This is a genomic window from Pseudoduganella sp. SL102, assembly GCF_027856995.1.
GTDB lineage: Bacteria > Pseudomonadota > Gammaproteobacteria > Burkholderiales > Burkholderiaceae_D > Rugamonas > Rugamonas albidiflava.
Window position 1 is genome coordinate 3328141 of record NZ_CP115554.1, and the last position, 20093, is coordinate 3348233.

The following is a 20093-nucleotide window of genomic DNA, read 5'->3' on the forward strand; positions in this document are numbered from 1 at the left end:
TCGTTTACCAAAAACACCGCCGCCGGCATCCGTCGCCGGCATGTCGATCGTCGGGAGTGCCATGGCGACAGGGATCTGTCACGGATGGAGGTCATGCTTGCCACCCGTATCAGCCAGGTAAGCCCTTCATCGCCTGACAATTGGACTGACCAGTTCGTGATCAGAGATGGTCGCGCTACCACAGCGTAAGGCCCGCCAACGACGTATCAAACAGCCGACACCATAAAAACTGTTTGCGTAAACATGATTTATAAGCCACTCTAAAAAAGAAAATTGGTCAGGCCAAACAATCATCGGCCTGACCAATGTGATCAGCGTTCTATTGTCGCGCGCTTGAGGGAAATCGTTTACCACAAACACGCACCACGGGTGCCCGCATGCCGGCGCCCGGCCAGGATGAAAGTGCGGCTTCGACCAGCACTCGCCACCACAACCATCACCAATCTGTGAGAGGAGACACCTCATGAACCATTTCCTTGCCCCTTCGCCACGCCGCAAACGGGTCAGTGCCGCCGTGTCGGTGGCGATGGCGTCATTGCTGGCGGCGCACCAGGCCAGCGCCCAGCAAGCTACCCCGGCACCATCGGCCGGCGACATCAGCCGGGTCGTCATCTCCGGCGCGCGTGCTTCGCAGCAGTCGAGTATCGACCGCAAGAAAAACGCCGCCACGGCCATCGACTCGATCGTGGCCGAGGATGTCGGTTCTCTCCCGGACCGCAACATCGGCGAGGCGATTTCGCGGATGGCCGGCATCGCGCTGGACCGGGGCGAGTATGGCGAGGGGGTCAGCGTGGCGGTGCGCGGCAACTCGGCCGACCTGACGCGGGTGGAGCTCGATGGCCAGGGCGTGCAATCAGCCGGCGGGGCGGACATGGGCGCCAGCAGCGGCGCCAGCGGCAGGGCGGTGGAATTCCGGCAGCTGTCGGCGGACCTGATCAAGAGCGTCGACGTGGTCAAGGGTTCCACCGCCGACCAGACCGAGGGCTCGCTGGGCGGCGGCATCATCATCAAGACCCGCTCCGGCCTGGACTTCAAGAAGCCGTATGCGTCCGTGCGCATCGGCGCTTCGCAGGGATCGCTGAACAAGAAGTGGAAGCCGGACACCAACGTGGTGCTGGCCAACAAATTCCTCGATGGCCGCCTGGGGCTGGTGCTGAACGCGTCGAGCACCACGCTGGCCAACGAATCCCATTCGGTGCAGACGGCATTCTCGGCGCTGCAGGGTTATTACCGGACGGCCGATTTCGACGGGTCGCCGGACAAGACCTTCGCCTTCCTGCCCGGCACCCTGAACATGGCCGATTCCAGCGTGCGGACACCGCTGCTTCAATCCCCGCTGATCGGCGGCGGCATGTTCGACGCCGCCACGCCGCTGGAAATGCTGACGCGCGCGGCGGCGGCGCAGACCAAGGCCGACTGCCACAATGCGTTTCCCGCGCTAAGCGCGGCGCAACTGAATGCGCTGGAATCGTCGGCGCGCGGCGCCGCGCAGTCGCAGCGCGGCAATGAACTGATCACCTGCCTGAACCAGTGGAACGACTACACGCCATCGGGCCCGCGCTACTTCGTGCGCCGCGAACTGGACCGGCGCGACAACCTCGACCTGCGGGCCGACTTCAAGGTAAACAACCAGCTTACCGTGTTCGCCAAGGGCAGCTACAACCGCCGCAAGGTCGATACCGAGCAGCTGACTTACGCGCTGGGCAATATCTCGACCAATCCCGGCGCGACGATCAGCCCGAACTTCGTGGGCCGCCCGTATGTCGACGACAACACCGCCGGGGTGCGCAATGCGGTGCCCGGCTCCGGCTACTGGCTGTACGACATGCCGACGCCGCGCGGCAATGCGTATCCGTATCCCGGCATGGTCATCAACATCGATCCGGCCTCGGTCGTCACCGATGCCAACCACCACCTGACGAAATACACGATCAGCGATGGCGCGGCGACCACCGACCAGTTGCGCGACCATGGCACCGTCAACGCCAGGTACCTGCAGCTGGGCGGCACCTACAAGAACGGCGGGCTGAACGCCGACTTCTTCCTGGCCAATGCCGGCTCGGACTTCCGCCGCGCCCAGCAGCGCATCAGCTTCACCACCTTCTACGGTCCGGCCACCATGCAGGTGCTGCCGAATGGGTTGTGGGGCTACTCCTTCCCCGAATCGAGCCGCTTCAACCAGTCCGACCCGTCGCAGTACGCCAGCCTGTATCCGGCAACCGGCAACAGCGGTGCGGTGGCGCTCGGCCCGCTGAACAATGTCGCAACGCCGGCCTACACGATTGCCCAGCAACCCCTGCTGACACCGGGTTCGCCGCGCACCGAGGCATTCTGGAATCCGCAGATCCGCGAAACCTTCGAACACACCGCGAAGCTCGACCTGAGCTACGCGATGCCCGAGTCGGTGCCGTTCCTGAGCCGCCTGAAGGCCGGCTTCAACCTGCGCAAGAACGGGCTGGATAACTGGAACCCCGGCGACGGCAACAGCGGCGGCATCATCCGCCAGGCCGCGGTCGGCACCTATGGCCAGCCGGGCTACCAGGCGCCGATCGTGATCCCCACGCCGATCGCCCGCACCATCATCCAGGGTTGCCAGGACACGCCCGGTTCGCTGGGACCGGGCGGCAAGCCCTGCGCGTACGGCTATACCATCAGCCCCGATCCGCGCCTGGCCAACAACGGCACCCTGCTGCTCGATCCGCGGCAGTGGCAGGACCTGGTGGCGCTGGGCCTGTCCGGCCAGGCCACGTCGACGCGCTTCTTCGACGGCGCCAAGGGCCGCCCGGCGGGCATGCTGGACAACTGGACCCAGCTCGATGTGGAAAGACTGTTCGGCGCGATCGGCGCGCGCAACAACAACTACGATTGCGTGAAGACGTGCACCGCCAGCGATGGCCAGGTGTACGACCAGCCGAAGCAGGAACTGCGCGAACGCACCGACGCGTTCTACCTGATGGGCGACTTCAGCATCGACCGGCTGCCGTTCACCGGCATGGCGCTGCCGTTCGGCCTGACCGTCGACGGCAACCTGGGCGTGCGCTACGTGCGCACCCGCGTCAGCGGCAGCGGCATGATGACGCTGATCTCGATCGCCAAGACGGCGGCGTTCGACCCGCTGAATCCTAACGCGGAAGGCGGCACGGTCACCAACACCTTCGTGCGCAACACCGCGGTCGACGCCAAGGCCGACGACGTGCTGCCCAGCCTGAACGTGGCGGCCTGGCTGGTGCCGGACCAGCTGGTGCTGCGCTACAGCGCGGCGCGCACGGTGGCCCGGCCGCCGGCCGCCAACCTGCTGCCATCGGGCACCTGCACCTATGACGAACGCACCCAGGACGGCGACCAGCCGGGCACGCAGCGCTGCTCGGGCACGCTCGGCAATCCGGAACTGCAGGCGCAGCAGAACTTCAACCAGAACCTCAGCGTGGAGTACTACCCGAACCGCGACACGATGGTGACGGCGGCCGTCTTCAACCAGAAGGGCAAGGTCGGTCCCGGCATCAGCCAGGGCGCCAGCAGCATTCCGCTGTTCGCCGGTTCCAGCCTGGTCGATCCGGCCACCGGCGTGGACCTGGGCAGCCTGCCGTTCGATTACTCGATGTGGGTGAACGGCGCCGCCACCACGCGCAAAGGCATGGAATTCGGTACCAAGACGGCGTTCACGTTCCTGCCCGGCGTACTGCGCAACCTCGGCATGGATGCCAATGCCACGCGGCTGCGCTCGGTGGTGACGACGCAGAACGCGGTGGACCTGCTGACCGGTGCCGCGCTGCCGCCGCAACGCGAGTCGAAGTACTCGTACAACTGGGCGCTGTGGTATGACGACGGGCGCCTGTCGGCGCGGGTGGCGGTGCAGGCCGTGGCGATGAATTTCAGCTGCATCGCCGGCTGCCAGCAGCAGGGCGCCATCCAGAACTACCCGGCGGTGGGCGTGCAGCTGACCAAGTTCCCCTACAACCCGGGTTCGCCGAATTTCAAGGACACCACCCGCTTCGTCGATGCCAAGATCTCGTACAAGGTCTTGCCGAACCTGGAGGTGTTTGTGGAAGGGCGCAACCTGGGCAACGCCACCACGTCGAACAGCCAGGGCAGCTACGCGCCGTTCGCCGATGGCACGCCGAACATCCTGGATTATTCGTATGCGGGGCGGCGCCTGATGGTGGGCCTGAACTTCCGTACCTTGTAAGAGGGCTTTCGCCGGGCCGCGCCGCGCGACTCTAGCGGCCCGGTAGCACGCGGGCTGCTCAACTTGTTGAGCATTTGCATGTTGATGCAATTTCACAACGATGATGCATGTTACCCGTGACTTCGGCCGGGCTGTGAGCGCATACTCGTGACAACTGGTCCGGCCAATCCTGGGACTGGTCTACCAGTACGAGCAAGTGATCTAGCCAATTTAAAATAAGACCGGCGGAGGAGACACATGAAGTACGCACCACACCTGGCCAAGCGCCAACCCGCGCTGCGGCGCGCAACGATGGCGCTGGCCGTCGCTGTCGCCGTCTGCGAGATGAGCGGACTGGCCCATGCCCAGAGCAGTACCCAGGACGCGCCGCAAGCGGAAGCGGTGCAATCGGTCGTGGTGACCGGTTCGCTGATCCGGCGCGTGGCCACCGAGGGGGCCACGCCGGTGACCACCATCAAGGCCACCGAACTGGAATCGCGCGGCCACACCGAACTGAAGGACCTGGTGCTGGAACAGCCGCAATCGCTGTCGCTGGGCACCAACTCGGGCGCCGCCGGCCCGATGACGAACCTGCGCGGCCTCGGCCCGATGCGCACGCTGACGCTGCTGAACGGCCGCCGCCTGGCCAACGAACCGCTGCAGGACCAGTACGTGTCCGTCAACGTGATCCCGCGCATGGCGCTGGACCGTGTCGAGACGCTCTCCGGCGGCGCCGCCTCCACCTATGGCGCGGATGCGATCGGCGGCGTGCAGAACTACTGGACCAAGCGCGGCTACGAAGGCGTGACGCTGAAGGGCGAATACGCGCGGCCGGAAGAAAGCGGCGGCGGCAAGACCACCAGCTTCGGCGCCATCGCCGGTATCGGCAACCTGGCCCGCGATGGCTGGAATGCCTACATCGCCGTCGACCACCAGAAGAAAACCCCGCTGTTCCAGGGCGAACGCGCCGAACAGCACGATCCCGACGTGCTGCGCTCGCTGGGCCTGGGCCTGCTGCCGGACGCCCGCAATCCCAGCCCCACGGCCAACTTCGGCTTTGCCCGCAACGCCAACTCGAACTACAACCCCACGTACGCGAACGGCTGCGTGGACCCGTATTCCCGCCCGACGCTGGGCAACCAGAGCGCCAACACGCCGGCCGTGTACGCGCCGGGCTGCTACCGCAACCCGCTGTTCTACAACGCCGTCACCGACGGAAGCGAGATCCAGACCATCGCGGCGCGCTCCAGCTTCAATATCCCGGGCGGCCACAAGATCGACATCGACGTGCTGCATTCGAAGTTCACCGTGCAGAAATTCCGCGGCATGCAGGTCCCCGGCGGCACCAATCCGTTCACGACCTACTCGCTGCCATCGTCGAGCCGCTTCTACCCGGGCAATGGCATCACCCCGGCGGTGCAGGTGGTCGGCAACAACGACGGCACCAATGCGCCGGCGATGTACATCGACCCCACGCGCACGCCCGGCGCGGTCAGCAACCTGAACATGAATGGCCGCACGCTGTACTTCCAGTGGGGCCCGGCCGAACTGGGCTCGGCTTACCGCAACGACGAGCAGACCAACGACCGCGTGGTGCTGACAGCCGAAGGCGAAGTGCTGGGCTGGGACTACCGCGCCGGCGTGAACTGGGGCATGAGCAAGCGCGACACGAAGGTGGGCGGCGGCTACATCCTGTATTCGAAGGCGCAGGAAGGCTTCAACAACGGCACGTTGAACCCGTTCGGCCTGCAGGACGAGGCGGGCGCGGAATACCTGCGCAGCATCGAGGCGAACAACTACACGTACCGCCTGAACAAGGCCTACAACAAGAGCGTCGACGTGACGCTGTCGAAAGCCCTGATGTCCCTGAAGGGCGGCGACCTGACGCTGGCGCTGGCCGCCGAGCTGCGCCGCGACGCCGCGCGCACCTACGATGCGCCGCTCGATTTCGTCTACAAGAAGGCCGATGGCAGCTATAACCTGGATACCGCCGGCAACGTGCTGCAGCACGACCTGGTCGGCGAAACGCCGCAGGGCGTGGGCAAACGCCTGTCGCGCGACATCTCCTCGCTGCTGGCCGAGGTGGAAGCGCCGATCACCGAGACCATCTCGATCAACGGCGCCGTGCGGGCCGACCATTACGACGACCTGAAACAGACCACCGTCAATCCGCGCCTGGCGGGCAGCTGGCGCCCGACGGAAAGCCTGCTGCTGCGCAGTTCCCTGTCGACCGGCTTCCGCGCGCCGTCGATCATGGACATCCAGAACCCCACGGCCGAAGTGCGCACGATCGACATGGATGACCCGGTGCTGTGCCCGAGCGCGCAGCCGACGGTGGCCGGCAGCGGCACGCCGGTGGCGGGTTACACGGCCGACCAGGTCTGCAACGTGAGCACCGAGTACTGGACCAAGTCGCCCAACAACAGCTTCCTGAAACCGGAAAAGTCGCGCGGCTTCTCGTTCGGCTTCGCCTACGAGCCGATCAGGAACCTGTCCGTCACGGTCGACTACTGGGGCCTGAAGATCAAGGACGTGCTGGGCGCGGTGACGATCGCCGAAGTGCAGCAGGACCCGGCCAAGTACGAGGAATTCATCCTGCGCCGCGCCGATGGCACGATCGACCATATCGTGGCCAGCCAGGCCAACCGGGGCATGAGCCGCATCCGCGGCGCCGACGTCTCGGCCAGCTACCGGTTCCCTGTCACCAGCTACGGCACCTTCGACGCGAAACTGGACGGCACCTGGTACCACAAGTACGAGTTCCAGTCCGAGAAGGATGGCCCGTGGCACACCAACATCGGCATCATCACCAACGATGGCCGCTTCGGCGGCGCGGGCCCGAACGCCGGCCTGGCCGGCATGCCGCAGATCAATCCGCGCTGGAAGCACACGGCGTCGTTCAGCTGGGGGCAGGGCCCGTGGCGCGCCACGCTGTCGCAGCGCTACCAGCGCGGCGTGACGGACCTGACGCCGCGCGTGGGATCGACGCTGACCAAGGTGGACGACTACAGCCAGTTCAACGTGAACCTGCGCTATACGGGCATCAAGAACACCACCGTCAGCCTGGGCGTGAACAACATCACGGAAGAATGGCCACCGCTCACCGCCAACAGCGTCTACAGCGGCGGCTACGTGACGAGCATGGCCGACATGCTGGGCCGCGTGTTCCGCCTCTCGGTGGAGTACAAGTTCTGATGCACCGGGTGTGAGGTAGTTTCATCCGCGACGAAGCCGGCCATGGGCCGGCTTCGTCGCGTTGTTCGACATGCGGAGCGATCTGCGACAACCATGGAATCGCCATGACAGACAAGACCTTCCTGCAGCGCCGCCAGTGGATCAAGGGGACCGCCGCGCTGGGTACCGTGTCCTTCCTGGGCCTGCCCGCGCCGGGCCGCGCCCAGGCCGCGGATCCGTGGGCGCGCGCCCGGCAGATCGCCGGCGTGTTCGCCAGGCCGCTGCCGTTCCCGAAACGCGACTTCGTGGTCACGGCCTACGGCGGCAAGCCGTGCAAGGTGCACAAGGTGACCGGCTATCCGACCATTCGCGCCCGGGGGCAGGTGACGACGCCCGTGCCGGGTTCGCACGACAGCCATCCCGCGCTGCGCGCCGCGATCGCCGCCGCGCACAAGGCGGGCGGCGGCCGCGTGCTGGTGCCGGCCGGCTACTGGTACCTGAAGGGACCGATCGTGCTGCTGTCCAACGTGCACGTGAACCTGGCGAAAGGGGCGCACGTGTACTTCAGCGCCAACCCGGCCGACTACGCGCGCGATTATCCGGAAGCGCGGACGGTCGACTGCGGCGCCAACGGCAGGCTGGTGCTGTCGCGCTGGCAGGGCAACGACTGCTTCAACTTCGCGCCGCTGGTGTATGCGCGCGGCCAGAAGAACATCGCCATCACGGGCGAGGACTGGACCAGCATCCTGGATGGCCAGGCCGGCGTGCCGTACGAGGATGGCAGCGGGCCGGGCTGGTGGAGAATGAACCAGAAGGGCGCCGAGAAGGGCGCGCTGCACCAGGGCGTGGACAACCCCGCCAATCCGCCGCTGGCAACGGTGGCGCCGCACCTGGACGCGGCCACGCTGGCGCGCATCGCCGGCGACCGGCCGCACGGGCGCTCCGATGAAAAATACCTGCCGGCGCTGTCCGAGGCCGGTGTGCCCGTCGACAGGCGCATCTTCGGCCTGGGCCACTACCTGCGGCCCTGCCTCGTCGAGTTCATGGATTGCGAGGACGTACTGATGCAGGGCTACCAGGCGGTCAACGCGCCGTTCTGGATCCACCATCCGGTCAAGTGCCGCAACGTGCACTTTTCAAAGGTGAAGATGGAATCGATCGGGCCGAATTCGGACGGCTTCGATCCGGAATCGTGCGACACCGTGCTGGTCGACGGCTGCTGGTTCAACACGGGCGACGACTGCATCGCCATCAAGGCGGGCAAGAATGCCGACGTGGGCTACGGCCCCACGCGCAACGTAGTGATCCAGAACTCGGTGATGAACAGCGGCCATGGCGGCATCACGCTGGGCAGCGAGATGTCGGCCGGGATCGAGCACGTGTATGCGCAAAACATCGACGTGCGCAACATTCACTACGCCACCGATCCGATCAACACCGTGGTGCGGCTGAAAACCAATATGAACCGGGGCGGCTACCTGCGCCATTTCTACGTGCGCGACCTGACGCTGCCGAACGGCGTGCGGCTCAAGCCCGGCTTCTACACGCCGATCCCGGGCGGGCCGGTGCCGGCGAAAACCGTGCCCACCGGCGGCGGCGCGGTGATCACCTTCGATTGCGACTACACGCCATCGTTCGACCTGGTGCGCAGCCGGCCGCCGGAGGTGTCGGACGTGCATATTTCCGGCATCAGGGTGAGCAACGTGGACACGCCGGAAGGGCGCTTCGGCTGCTACCAGGCGTTCGTCGTGCTCGGCCCGGTGGCGCACAGCTACAACGGCGCGCCGGACAGGCCGGTGCTCCCGGTGCTGCCGGTACAAAGGGTGACGATCAGCGACTGCGACTTCGGCAACGCGGTGCGCGCCGCCGCCCCGTGGTTCCTGCACAATGCGCGCGATGTCACCCTGCGCAACGTGACGATCGGCGGCAAGCGGTACGACGAAAAACTGGCGGGATAAGCCGCCACGCAATACCCATGGAGGAGACATGCAGATGAAGAAAACCGCGCTCGCGCTGGCGCTGGCACTGGCGGCGGGCTGGGGCCTGCCGGCGGCGCAGGCAACGGTGATCGGCACGATGACGCGTGCGCAGCCGGTCACGGAAGCGCGCATCGCCACGCTGGGCGAGACGGAGCGGGCGGCATGGCGCGCCTACCTGGAACGCTCGCGCGCGCTGATGGAACGCGACAAGGCCACGCTGGCGGCGGAACGGGCCAGCGGGACGGCGCCGCCGGAAGCACAGGCGCGGCTGCACGGCGATTCCGGCATGCCGCTGAAGCAGCCGGCCGCATGGTACGCCTCGGCCGAGGCGCGGCACGTGGCCGATAACATCGTCAGCTTCCAGACCCCGGCGGGCGGCTGGGGCAAGAACGTCAACCGCACCGGCCACCTGCGGCAGAAGGGCGAGCACTATGCGCCGATCGACGACGACCCGTCCGGCGGCGTGATCGTCGCGACCAAGGGCTGGAACTACGTGGGCACGATCGACAACGATGCCACCACCACCGAGCTGGCGTTCCTGGCCCGCGTGCAGGCGGCGCTGCCCGGTGCGCCCGGCGCCGTGTATCGGCAGGCCTTCGAGCGGGGCGTGAATTACCTGCTCGACGCCCAGTACCCGAACGGCGGTTTCCCGCAGGTGTATCCGCTGCAGGGCGGCTATCACGACGCGATCACCTTCAACGACAATGCGTTCGCCCAGGTGGCCGACCTGCTGGCCATGGTGGCCGCGCGGGGCGGCGACTATGCCTTCGTGCCGCCCGAGCTGGCGGCCCGGGCCGGGGCCGCGCATGGCCGGGCGATCAAGGTGCTGGTGGCCAGCCAGATCCGTGTCGATGGCCAGCTGACGGGCTGGTGCCAGCAGCACGATGCGCTGACCCTGGCGCCGGTGGGGGCGCGCAATTTCGAGCCGGTGGCACTGTCCAGCTCGGAAACGTCGCGGCTGCTCAGGCTGCTGATGGAGCAGCCGCGGCCGTCGCCGGAAGCCGTCGCGGCCATCGATGCGGCCGCCGCGTGGCTGAAGCGGGTCGCCGTGCGCGACGTGGGCTGGACCACGAAGGGCGAGAACGGCCGCTTCCTCGAAGCCCGGCCCGGCGCCGGCCCGATGTGGGCGCGCATGTACGACATCGCCACGATGAAGCCGATCTTCGGCGACCGCGACGGCACCATCCACACCGACGTCAACGAGCTCAGCAAGGAGCGCCGCGACGGCTATGGCTGGTATGGCAACGGTCCCGCCTCGGCGCTCGCCGCCTACGACAAGTGGTCGAAGAAGCGCTGACCAGCCCAGCCCGGCACTAAGCAGTTGCCGCAAAAACGGTGACAGGCTCCAATTCTTCTGCAACGGGTGTTGCCTGGAAAATGGTGCCTGTCACCGGTTTCGTCGTGCCGCCAGCTTAAGCAAACCCAGAGGCAGAATCCGGGGTCAGACCCGTCGGGTGTTTTGTCGGGACACATGGGTAACATCTGTCGGGAGACATAGGTAACACCTTTTATGATCATTGCACATCCATTAACGGGAGCGTGCAATGCCTTGGAAGGAGTCCACCTCTATGTCATCCCGACTGGAATTCGTGCTGCTCGTACTGAGCGCTTCGGCAAACATCGCTGAGCTTTGCCGCCGATTTGGCATCAGCCGCAAGACTGCTTACAAGTGGTTGGAGCGTTATCATGCTGAAGGCGAAGGGGGCCTGCAGGATCGCTCACGGCAGCCGCATTGTTCGCCCTGCACCGCTGACGGTGAGCTTGAGATGCAAGTTCTGGCGTTGCATTTTGAGTACCCGTACTGGGGAGCTCGCAAGCTTTGCGCGCTACTGCCGGATACGGTCAAGCGGCCCCATCACAGCACCGTTCATGCGATCTTGCAGCGCCATGAGTGCCAGGTTCTTGGCGTGCCGATTAGTCAGAGCGTCGTGTTCAAGCGCTTTGAGCATGAGTTGCCCAATGACCTTTGGCAGATGGACTTCAAAGGACACTTTGCACTGACAGACACAGCTGCGGGTCGGTGTCATCCGCTGACAATTTTAGATGACCACTCGCGATTTAGCCTATGTATCGCTGCTTGCGGTAACGAACGCTACGCCACTGTGCGCACGGCATTGCAGTCGACATTTGAGCGTTACGGAATGCCTGCTCGCTTCACCGCCGACAACGGCCCGCCATGGGGCAGCACAGGTCTCATCGGACTGACAAAGGATTGTGTCCCGCAGCGTGGTGTATGAAGACTTCGCCAGAGTTGGCGTTTAGGAAGGCAGCTTGAGGGCGGCCATTGTGATTCTTGAGGTAATGTTGGGTTTGCGAAGACCTTAACAAAACCACAGTAGGAGCCACAATGACCGACGCCACTATCGCATTATCCGAGCTCGCCGAAAAGGGGGCAGAAGCAGATTTCATCCGTCAAACGCTGCAGCACGCCCTGCAGCGGCTTATGGAGATGGATGTCGAAGCGCTCTGCCAAGCTGCATACGGCCAACGCAGCGATGAGCGCATTAACAGCCGCAACGGCTACCGTGACCGGGCTTACGAAACCCGGGCCGGCAAGGTTGATCTGAAAATCCCGAAGCTGCGCAGTGGCAGCTACTTCCCCGGCTTTCTCGAGCCAAGGCGCACTGCCGAAAAGGCGCTCACTGCAGTCATCCAAGAAGCCTACATCCAGGGGATCTCGACGCGCTCAGTCGATGAGCTGGTCAAGGCAATGGGCATGAGCGGGGTATCGAAAAGTCAGGTTTCCCGGCTGTGCGAAGAGATCGACGAGCGCGTACAAACGTTCTTGAATCGGCCGATCGAAGGCGATTGGCCTTACCTGTGGATCGACGCGACATACGTGAAGTCGCGCCAGGCCGGGCGGGTCGTTTCCGTGGCCGTGATAATCGCCGTGGCCGTCAATACCGATGGTGTGCGTGAGATTCTTGGCGTAGCAACTGGGCCTTCGGAGGCAGAGCCTTTCTGGACCGACTTCCTGCGCGGTCTGACGCGTCGCGGCCTACGTGGCGTGAAGCTGGTCATTTCCGACGCCCACGAAGGCCTCAAAGCCGCTGCCAGCAAAGTACTCAAAACGAGCTGGCAGCGCTGCCGCGTCCACTTCATCCGCAATGCCCTGGCCCATGCTGGAAAGGGCCAGCGACAAGCCGTACTCGCCATGATCAACACGATCTTCGTGCAGGAAACTGCGGAAGCGGCCAGTGCACAGTGGCGCATCGTTGCCGATCAGCTGCGGGCCAAATTTCCGAAACTGGCTGCGATGATGGACGATGCTGAGCACGAGGTACTGACGTTTATGACCTTCCCGAAAGCGCATCGGACCCAAATTCACAGCACCAATCCGCTTGAAAGATTGAACGCCGAGGTGAAGCGTAGAACCAACGTCATCGGTATATTCCCTAACGATGCCGCCATCATCCGCTTGGTCGGGGCCATGATGCTCGAACAGAATGACGAGTGGTCCTTGCAGCGCCGATACATGCAGCTTGAAGGATTATTGTCCTTGAGCGACAATCAGCCCGCACGGCTCTCCGCCGTGATTAACTGATCGGGGACCCAGCCCCTTGAGAATCACTTCTCATACACCACTCCTGGGGACACTATCCTGACAAAGCTTGAGGTATGGCTGGCACGGCTGGGTATTGCTGTGGGCCACAGCAGGCCAAACCATCCGCAGACTCAAGGTAAGGATGAGCGTTTCCATCGAACCTTGAAACTTGAGGTAATAGGGCGAAGAGGCTACGGCTCGCTTGCTCAGTGTCAGAGCGCGTTCGATGCTTGGCGCGAGATCTATAACGCTGTACGACCTCACCAATCGCTCAATCAGCAGCCACCGATTAGCAGGTACCGGTGTAGCGGCAGGTCCTTTCCATCGGTCCTGCCACCTGTCGAATACCTCCCCGATGACCAGATCAGGAAGGTCGACAAGAACGGCTACCTCTCCTACGGCCATCACCGCTACTTCGTCGGCGAAGGCCTGCATGCTGAATCTGTGGCGATCCGTCCAACTTGCACCGACGGTCTACTGGAGGTCTTCTTCTGCAAACATAAAGTTCGGGAGATAGACCTCCAGAATCCGTCGTAACATAGGTCCATGATGTGTAACCCATGTCTCCCGACATGTGTTACCTATGTCCCCCGACCATACACCCGTCGGGTCTGACCCCAGCCCTTCGCCCTTGGGGTGCATGCATGCGCGCTTAAAAACGGTGACAGGCTCCGATTCTGTTGCAACGGGTGTTGCCTGAAAATGGAGCCTGTCACCGGTTTTCGGGAAATGGAGCCTGTCACCGGTTTTTTGCCGAAGGTGTTCAGCTGGTGACGGGTGGGAGGTGCTTGCGGGCCTCGCGCACGGTCAGCGGCGAGAAGCGGGCGCCGTGGGTGGCGAGGAAGGCGGTCACCGCGGGCGGATTCCAGCGCCCGTAGTCGCGCAGCGCCCAGCCGATGGCCTTGCGGATGAAGAAGTCGGGCTCGCCGGCCAGCGCCAGCGCATAGCGGAACAGCCGCGCCTCGTCCGTGTCCAGCCGCCAGCCGCGCTGGTGGATCATGGCGATACGCCGCACCCACGGTGATGGATGCGCCGATGCCGCATCCATCGCTTCGCACACGCCGGGTTCCACGCCGCGCCGGCGGCGCACCACCGTGCCGATGACGGTGGCGAGCGGGTCGACCGTGTCCCACCAGGGTTCGCGCTGCGCCAGGTCGAGCAGCGGGTCCAGCGCTGTGCCATCGAGGCGGCCGGCCGCCTGGAGCAGCACATCGGCCGCCGTGTATTTGTACTCGCGCCCGGGCAAGTCCCACAAGCGGGCCGCCACCTGCAGGGCTTCCTCACCGCTCAGGCCACTCCCGGGCTTGCCCACCGCCGCGCGCCGCGGCACTGCGGGAATGCCGAGGAAGGCGAATTGCCCGCGCTGGTAGGCACTCATCTCGCTAGCTAAGCCTTCGTCGGCCAGCGGCGCCAGCCCGTCGATGACATCCCTGACCGTTGCCCAAACCTTTGCCGTCATGACCGCATTCCTGTGTGGTTGGCCATGCGCGCGGCGCAGGCGGGACGCTGATTTTGCCACCTGCCGGCCTGTCTGGACATGCACCGTCGCGCTGCTTGGCGTCGTTATATGTTTCGTATATAGTTCGTTTACGTTGCGTATATCAAGGAGTGAGCATGGAAATGGCGAGACTGTCGAAAAAGGATGGGCGACCCCACCTGCGCGGAAGCCAGGGACCCGCCGGGAGCGCCGCATGACGAAGACATCTCACGAAGTGGCGCTGCTCGCCGAATCGGGCCGCCTGCTGGTGTCCGTGTTCAGCCTGCTGGACCGCACGCCGCTGGCCGGCAAGTCGACCCTGGAGATCGATGCCATGGTCGAGCGCTTCATCGTCGACGACCTGGCGGCGCGTCCCGCCAGCAAGGGGCAGTACGGCTTTGCCTTCGTGCTGAATTCATCCGTCAACCACGTCGTGTGCCATGGCGTGCCGTCGGCGGCGGACGCGCTGAAGGACGGCGATATCGTCAACTTCGACATCACGCTGGAAAAGAACGGCTACATCGCCGATTCCAGCAAGACCTACCTGGTCGGGGAAGTCGCTCCCGCTGCCAGGCGCCTGGTGCAGGCCACGTACGAAGCGATGTGGAAGGGTATCCGCGCGGTGCGGCCCGGCGCCCGGCTCGGCGATATCGGCTGGGCCATCGAACGCCACGCGAAGCGCAACGGCTGTTCGGTGGTGCGCGAATATTGCGGGCACGGCATCGGCCGGCAGATGCACGAGGCGCCGCAGGTGCGGCACTTCGGCGAGCGCGGCACCGGCATGGAACTGCGCGAAGGCATGGTGTTCACCATCGAACCGATGCTGAACCGGGGCGGGCGCAGCGTGAAGACGCTCGGCGATGGCTGGACGGTGGTGACGCGCGACGGCTCGCTGTCCGCGCAGTTCGAGCACACGGTGGCCGTGACGGCCACCGGCGTGGCGGTGCTGACCCTGCGGCCGGAAGAACGTGGCATGGTCGCCAACCCGGCAGCGGGGGCGGCTGCCGGGCCGGCCATCACGGCAGCTTCTGGAACCCCTCGGCCTTGACGACCCACTTGCCATTGTCCGGGAACCCCGGCGCGGGCCGCTCCGGGCCGCCATCCCAGCCGCCCGCCATCATGCCCACGGCGGCCAGCAGGGCGCCGTTGCCGGGCAGGTAGACGGGCAGGCCGGTGTTGGGGTTATGGCCGGCCGCCGTGTAGGCATTGTTCGGGCCATCCGTTTTCAGCAGCACGTCCACCGCCAGCTCCGGCGCTTCCAGGCGGGCCGCGGTCATCGCCACCATCGGGTAATCCCAGCCCCAGATCTTGGTGGCCCAGTCCCAGCTGGCCAGGGTGGCGTCCAGCGTGCGGCGCATCACGGCGCGGTCGACGCCATCGCCCGGCAACTGGCCCAGCGCCATCAGGAACGAGGGATGGTCATGGCGGCTGGCGATGTTGTCCCAGGTGTCCGGCGTGCTTTCGATGGCGACGTACTTGCCATCCTTCTGCGGCAGCGCCGACAGGTGGGTGCGGCGGTGTTCCCAGTCCGCGTCGCGCGGCAGGCCGAGGCGCTCGCGCCATTGCTGGGCGATCTCCAGGCCGCGTGCCCAGTAGCTCAGTTCATAGGTGGGATTCATGCTGGTGGCCTGGTCGTAGATCTCCTGCGCGATCCACATCGGCGGCCCCAGTACATAGCGCTCTCGCGCCGCCTCCCAGTGCAGCATCGAGGCCATGCCGGCCGCGGTTTCCATCACCAGTTCGCGATAGCGTTCCAGCGTGGCCTTCGACGGATCGGCGCGGTACATCAGTTCCGCCAGGTGGATCGGGTGCGGCTGGTTCCATACGATCAGCGGATTGCCGCCCGGGCTTTCGCGGCCCTCGGGACCGGTCATCTTCATCCAGCGGGCGCCTTTCAGGCCCCGTTCGGCCGCCACGGCGCGTGCCGCGGGAAGGGTGCGCTGGAACCAGGTCAGGGTACGGGCCGTGTATTCCGGCCGTCCCCACAGCGCGAAGTGCGCCGTGTGCCACCACACCATTTCCGTGTGGTGCTTGCCGTACCAGGTGGAGGTCGTGAGGCCGCTTTCCTGCGCGGGCAAGGTGTCGCCCAGCTGGATGCCGGCCAGGTACTGCGACAGCACTACGCGGCGTTCCAGTTCGGCGGCGCGCGGGTCGGTGCTGCCGGCGAAATCGATCGCCGCGCCGCTTTCCCAGTAGCGCTTCCAGTGCGCCGCGCTGGCCGCGAACACGTCGGCACTGCGCGGCGCGGGGGCGCGGCCCTGCTGCGCGAACGACACCGTGATGTCCAGCATATCGCCGCGCGCAGGGGCGATCAAGAAGGCGTGCGCGTCGGCCCGGGTGATCGTCAGCGGCGCCGCGCTGGCCACCGTCATCGCATAGCGCGATGAATTGTCCAATCCTTCGCGCACGTGTTCCACGGCCAGCAGCGTGGACTTCTGTTCGAGCACGCTGGTGCGATGCGCCGCCGGCTGCGTCCAGTCCAGCGGCGGGTTGTGCTTGACCTTCAGGTCATAGCCCAGCGGCAGCGCGATGCGTACCGCCAGCGTGCCGCGCGCCAGCAGCGGGGAGCGGATGCGCAGTGCCACCGTATCGGTCTTCGGATCGGCCGCGCTGGTGACCGACACGGGCTGGCCTACCAGTTTCAGGCGGCTGGCCAGCTCGCCTTTCCACAGGTCGAGCCGCTGGTCGACGTCCGTCGCATCGGCGGGGACCAGCGGCCGCGCGCCGGCACCGGCCAGCACGAAGGCGATGCGCGGCAGCGGCTGCGTATGGGGATTTTCACGCAGCCACTGGCCGGCCGGCGAGCCCTGGTTGGTCGGGTAGCCCAGCGTGCGGCCATGCGCCGTGAACGGACGGTTGGCGTCGGCCAGCTTGTAGTTGTGCGGGTTGGCATTGGTGTGCCAGCTCCAGCGCGCCTGCGTCTCGGTGGCCGTGCCGTGCCGCCAGTAATGGTCGGCGAAGGTCTGCAGGCCCGTCACGTCGGCCGTGAAGGCGAAGCGGCCATTGCCGACCGACAGGGGCGACCAGGCGTCGACCTGTGTCAGGTGCGGGTTGTGGCGCGCGACGACGGCCTGGCGGTCGATCGGCGCGGCATGCGCCGGATTGACCAGTACCACTGTGGCCAGTACGAGATGAGCCAGAACGAAATCGGCCAGCACGGCGGCGCGGAGAGGAAGGGCGGTGCGGTTTGACGGCATGGGTGTCCCCGGTATTGGTATCGGGCCATGGTAAGTCGCAAAACGGAACGCTGCCAACGCCGCCCGCCATTCGCTCAACAGGATGAGCGGTGCTGGCCAGCGGCGCGGCGTTCGGCGTACACTGGCAGCCCGCCGTCATCGTCATCGTTATCGCCATGAAAAAATACCTGCTGCTCGCCTGTGCCCTGCCATTGCCCGCGCTGGCCGCTTCCTGCCTGCCCGCCGAGGCGCTGGTCGAGCGCGACCGCCAGTACGAGGCGGCCCTCGCCACCGGCAACGCGGCGTTCCTGCGCGAGGCGCTGGCCGACGATTACGTGTGGGTGCACACGCTGGGCTCGGAGATCGAGACCAAGCCGGTGCTGCTGGCGCGCATGGACAAGCCGGCGCGGTTCAAGTCGCGCACCACCACCGGCGTGCAGGCCCGGGCGCTGGGCGATACAGCGGTGCTGCACGGCGTGTCGATCGTCGAGCAGTGGAACGCCGATGGCCAGGGCTTCAAGACCAACCGCTACCAGTTCATGCGTACTTATGTGAACGTGGATGGCCAGTGCAAGCTGCTGGCGGTACAGACCATGAACCTGTCGTCGAAGTAGGGAGGGAATCGCGATGCTGAGAGGAAGCTGCCTGTGTGGCGGCGTGGCGTACCGGGCCGACGGGCCGGTCCACCATGCCAGCCATTGTTACTGCACGATGTGCCAGAAGCAGCATGGCGCGGCGGCGGGATCGTATGCGAACGTGCGCGCGGACGGCTTCGTGGTCGAGCGCGGGCAGGAACTGGTGGTGGAATATGCATCGTCCGAGCACGGCCGGCGCGGCTTCTGCCGCGTCTGCGGTTCGACGCTGACCTGGCGCAGCACGCAATCGCCGGACACGATCGCGGTCACGCTGGGCACGCTGGAGCCGCCGTACGACGGCCCTGTCGAGCGTGAGTTGTATAGTGAAACAAAACCGGCGTGGCTGCCGGTGAGGGAAACGTAAGAAGCACGGCTGCCGGTGAATTGCCGGCAGCGGCAAGCCATCAGCAGCAAGCCATCAGCAGCAAGCCATCAGCGATAGAACGCTTCGACCTTGCCCTTCAGCTTGATCAGCATCGGCTGGCCCTTGCGGTCCAGCGACTTGCCGGCCGGGACCTTGATCCAGCCTTCGCTGATGCAGTATTCGGAGACGTCGAAACGTTCCTTGTCGTTGAAACGGATGCCGATGTCGTGTTCGAACACGGCAGGCACGTGGAAGGAGCTGCGCGGGTCCGTGGACAGGTGGTCCGGCAGTTCTGGGCGTTGAGTGGTATCGTTCATGGGCGCCAATTATCCTTCAGATGGCGGCGCACGACAACACCATACCGCTGGAGAACCACCCCTTGGCTCATCAGGCTATCCTGGAATTTACCCTGTCCGGCCGCGGCACGCGCGACATCACGGACGCCGTCGGCAAGGTCGTGCGCGAGTCCGGCATCGCATGCGGCGTGGCGCACGTGTTCGTCCAGCACACCAGCTGCTCGCTGACCATTACCGAGAACGCCGACCCGGACGTGCGGCGCGACCTGGAAACCATCGTGGCGCGGCTGGCGCCGGACGGCGACCCCGCATATCGCCACGACACCGAAGGGCCGGACGACATGGCGGCGCATGCCCGCGCGATGCTGACCGATACGGCGGTGACGGTGCCGGTGGGCGGCGGGCGGCTGCTGCTCGGCACGTGGCAGGGCATCTACCTGTGGGAGCACCGCACGGCGCCGCACCGGCGCAGCGTGGTCGTCACGGTGCTGGGCTGACGCTCGCGCCTCTCCCGAATGGGCCGCTGACCCGGCGCGGGCGCGGGGGTATGCTGGCGCTTCGTTGAACGGAGAATGCGATGAGCGACCAGTGCGAACATTTCAGCCAGATCCATACCCACGCGCCGCGCACGGACGGTTGCGAGGAATGCCTGAAGACGGGCGACACGTGGGTGCACCTTCGCACCTGCCTGGTGTGCGGCCATGTCGGCTGCTGCGACCAGTCGAAGAACCGGCACGCGACGAAGCATTTCCACGCGACCCGGCACGCCATGATGCGCTCGCAGCAGCCGGGCGAAACGTGGGGATGGTGCTACGTGGACCAGCGCATGTTCGACCCGATCTGACGGCCGCGCTCAGGCTGTCCAGCGGCTGAACTGTTCGGCGTCGACGCCGTTCGGCACATACCACTTCTTGCGCGTGGGATCCCACCGCGCGCCCAGGCGTTTGGCTTCGTCCTTTTCCGCGAACGGCACGTTCAGGAAGACCTGCGCCTTGGCCGACGCGCCGCCGCCACCGCCATTGCCGCCGCGTGGTGCGTTGTCCACGCGCGTGCCGGGCGGCGGCAACGTGGTGGCCGGCGGCGTGGTGTCGACCTGGCTGCCGTCGGCCAGCACTTCGACCCAGCGTTTGCCTTGCGGCGTGTCGAGGGCGAGCTTGTACGGTGGATCGAAGGGCAGGTCGGTGGTCATGGCGGCAGGTGCGTTGTCGAGGGCACGCATTATAGCAACGGCGGCATGCCCATCGATCGGATTCGCGTTGTCAAAAAAACATTTCATACTTAGA

16 protein-coding genes are annotated in these 20093 nt (G+C 65.6%); 12 read left to right on the forward strand and 4 right to left on the reverse strand.

The features are described from left to right. Nucleotides 1–463: 463 nt before the first annotated feature. The 7 genes from OU994_RS14135 to OU994_RS31740 all read left to right on the forward strand — a co-directional run bounded on the left by OU994_RS14135 (nt 464) and on the right by OU994_RS31740 (nt 13399). On the forward strand, nt 464–4186 hold the full coding sequence (locus OU994_RS14135; protein ID WP_281611276.1) for a TonB-dependent receptor plug domain-containing protein: 3723 nt from the start codon (nt 464–466) through the stop codon (nt 4184–4186). A gap of 237 nt (nt 4187–4423) precedes the next feature. Then, nucleotides 4424–7360: a TonB-dependent receptor domain-containing protein gene (locus tag OU994_RS14140; RefSeq protein ID WP_281611277.1), complete on the forward strand. Its 2937-nt coding sequence runs from the start codon at nt 4424–4426 to the stop codon at nt 7358–7360. A 104-nt stretch (nt 7361–7464) separates the two neighbouring features. Then, nucleotides 7465–9297 (forward strand): glycoside hydrolase family 28 protein, encoded by a 1833-nt coding sequence (locus OU994_RS14145; RefSeq protein ID WP_281611278.1) that lies wholly within the window; start codon nt 7465–7467, stop codon nt 9295–9297. Between the two features lie 28 nt (nt 9298–9325). Continuing rightward, entirely contained in the window at nt 9326–10615 is a 1290-nt protein-coding gene (gene pelA / locus OU994_RS14150; RefSeq protein ID WP_281611279.1) for a pectate lyase, read from the forward strand. A gap of 271 nt (nt 10616–10886) precedes the next feature. Beyond that, nucleotides 10887–11555: a helix-turn-helix domain-containing protein gene (locus tag OU994_RS14155; RefSeq protein WP_281611280.1), complete on the forward strand. Its 669-nt coding sequence runs from the start codon at nt 10887–10889 to the stop codon at nt 11553–11555. A gap of 110 nt (nt 11556–11665) precedes the next feature. Further along, the gene (locus OU994_RS14160; RefSeq protein WP_281608671.1) at nt 11666–12862 is read left to right on the forward strand and encodes an IS256 family transposase; all 1197 of its coding nucleotides are present in this window, start codon (nt 11666–11668) and stop codon (nt 12860–12862) included. A 99-nt stretch (nt 12863–12961) separates the two neighbouring features. Then, nucleotides 12962–13399 (forward strand): integrase core domain-containing protein, encoded by a 438-nt coding sequence (locus tag OU994_RS31740; RefSeq protein WP_373922593.1) that lies wholly within the window; start codon nt 12962–12964, stop codon nt 13397–13399. Between the two features lie 226 nt (nt 13400–13625). Here OU994_RS31740 and OU994_RS14165 read toward each other — a convergent pair whose 3' ends face one another. After that, a complete protein-coding gene (locus OU994_RS14165; RefSeq protein WP_281611281.1) occupies nt 13626–14321 on the reverse strand; it encodes a DNA alkylation repair protein in 696 nt (231 codons plus the stop codon). A gap of 232 nt (nt 14322–14553) precedes the next feature. Between OU994_RS14165 and map the strand changes: the two genes are divergently transcribed. Next, nucleotides 14554–15387 (forward strand): type I methionyl aminopeptidase, encoded by an 834-nt coding sequence (gene map / locus OU994_RS14170; protein ID WP_281611282.1) that lies wholly within the window; start codon nt 14554–14556, stop codon nt 15385–15387. On the opposite strand, the gene OU994_RS14175 is transcribed toward map, so the two are convergent. Continuing rightward, a complete protein-coding gene (locus OU994_RS14175; protein WP_281611283.1) occupies nt 15356–17536 on the reverse strand; it encodes a hypothetical protein in 2181 nt (726 codons plus the stop codon). The two genes, map and OU994_RS14175, sit on opposite strands and share 32 nt — an antisense overlap. A gap of 89 nt (nt 17537–17625) precedes the next feature. Between OU994_RS14175 and OU994_RS14180 the strand changes: the two genes are divergently transcribed. Further along, nucleotides 17626–18129 carry a nuclear transport factor 2 family protein gene (locus tag OU994_RS14180; protein ID WP_131146332.1) on the forward strand — a complete coding sequence of 168 codons (504 nt, stop codon included), beginning with the start codon at nt 17626–17628 and terminating at the stop codon, nt 18127–18129. A gap of 13 nt (nt 18130–18142) precedes the next feature. Then, a complete protein-coding gene (locus OU994_RS14185; RefSeq protein WP_281611284.1) occupies nt 18143–18514 on the forward strand; it encodes a GFA family protein in 372 nt (123 codons plus the stop codon). A 68-nt stretch (nt 18515–18582) separates the two neighbouring features. Here the strand turns inward: OU994_RS14185 and OU994_RS14190 are convergent, their stop codons facing one another. Further along, nucleotides 18583–18831 carry a DUF3297 family protein gene (locus tag OU994_RS14190; RefSeq protein WP_131146330.1) on the reverse strand — a complete coding sequence of 83 codons (249 nt, stop codon included), beginning with the start codon at nt 18829–18831 and terminating at the stop codon, nt 18583–18585. Between the two features lie 62 nt (nt 18832–18893). Between OU994_RS14190 and OU994_RS14195 the strand changes: the two genes are divergently transcribed. Continuing rightward, complete coding sequence (locus OU994_RS14195; RefSeq protein WP_281611285.1) at nt 18894–19307, forward strand: secondary thiamine-phosphate synthase enzyme YjbQ; 414 nt, start codon at nt 18894–18896, stop codon at nt 19305–19307. Nucleotides 19308–19387: 80 nt separating this feature from the next. After that, nucleotides 19388–19654, forward strand: coding sequence for a UBP-type zinc finger domain-containing protein (locus tag OU994_RS14200; RefSeq protein WP_281611286.1), 267 nt, complete (start codon nt 19388–19390; stop codon nt 19652–19654). A gap of 9 nt (nt 19655–19663) precedes the next feature. On the opposite strand, the gene OU994_RS14205 is transcribed toward OU994_RS14200, so the two are convergent. Further along, complete coding sequence (locus OU994_RS14205; protein ID WP_281611287.1) at nt 19664–20029, reverse strand: DUF5710 domain-containing protein; 366 nt, start codon at nt 20027–20029, stop codon at nt 19664–19666. Between the last annotated feature and the right edge of the window lie 64 nt (nt 20030–20093).

What these genes read in the sequence shown, in the direction of transcription:
- OU994_RS14135 (WP_281611276.1), top strand. Translation starts at nt 464, where the DNA reads ATGAACCATTTCCTTGCCCCTTCGCCACGCCGCAAACGGGTCAGTGCC.
- OU994_RS14140 (WP_281611277.1), top strand. Translation starts at nt 4,424, where the DNA reads ATGAAGTACGCACCACACCTGGCCAAGCGCCAACCCGCGCTGCGGCGC.
- OU994_RS14145 (WP_281611278.1), top strand. Translation starts at nt 7,465, where the DNA reads ATGACAGACAAGACCTTCCTGCAGCGCCGCCAGTGGATCAAGGGGACC.
- pelA (WP_281611279.1), top strand. Translation starts at nt 9,326, where the DNA reads ATGCAGATGAAGAAAACCGCGCTCGCGCTGGCGCTGGCACTGGCGGCG.
- OU994_RS14155 (WP_281611280.1), top strand. Translation starts at nt 10,887, where the DNA reads ATGTCATCCCGACTGGAATTCGTGCTGCTCGTACTGAGCGCTTCGGCA.
- OU994_RS14160 (WP_281608671.1), top strand. Translation starts at nt 11,666, where the DNA reads ATGACCGACGCCACTATCGCATTATCCGAGCTCGCCGAAAAGGGGGCA.
- OU994_RS14165 (WP_281611281.1), bottom strand. Translation starts at nt 14,321, where the DNA reads ATGACGGCAAAGGTTTGGGCAACGGTCAGGGATGTCATCGACGGGCTG.
- map (WP_281611282.1), top strand. Translation starts at nt 14,554, where the DNA reads ATGACGAAGACATCTCACGAAGTGGCGCTGCTCGCCGAATCGGGCCGC.
- OU994_RS14175 (WP_281611283.1), bottom strand. Translation starts at nt 17,536, where the DNA reads ATGCCGTCAAACCGCACCGCCCTTCCTCTCCGCGCCGCCGTGCTGGCC.
- OU994_RS14185 (WP_281611284.1), top strand. Translation starts at nt 18,143, where the DNA reads ATGCTGAGAGGAAGCTGCCTGTGTGGCGGCGTGGCGTACCGGGCCGAC.
- OU994_RS14190 (WP_131146330.1), bottom strand. Translation starts at nt 18,831, where the DNA reads ATGAACGATACCACTCAACGCCCAGAACTGCCGGACCACCTGTCCACG.
- OU994_RS14200 (WP_281611286.1), top strand. Translation starts at nt 19,388, where the DNA reads ATGAGCGACCAGTGCGAACATTTCAGCCAGATCCATACCCACGCGCCG.
- OU994_RS14205 (WP_281611287.1), bottom strand. Translation starts at nt 20,029, where the DNA reads ATGCGTGCCCTCGACAACGCACCTGCCGCCATGACCACCGACCTGCCC.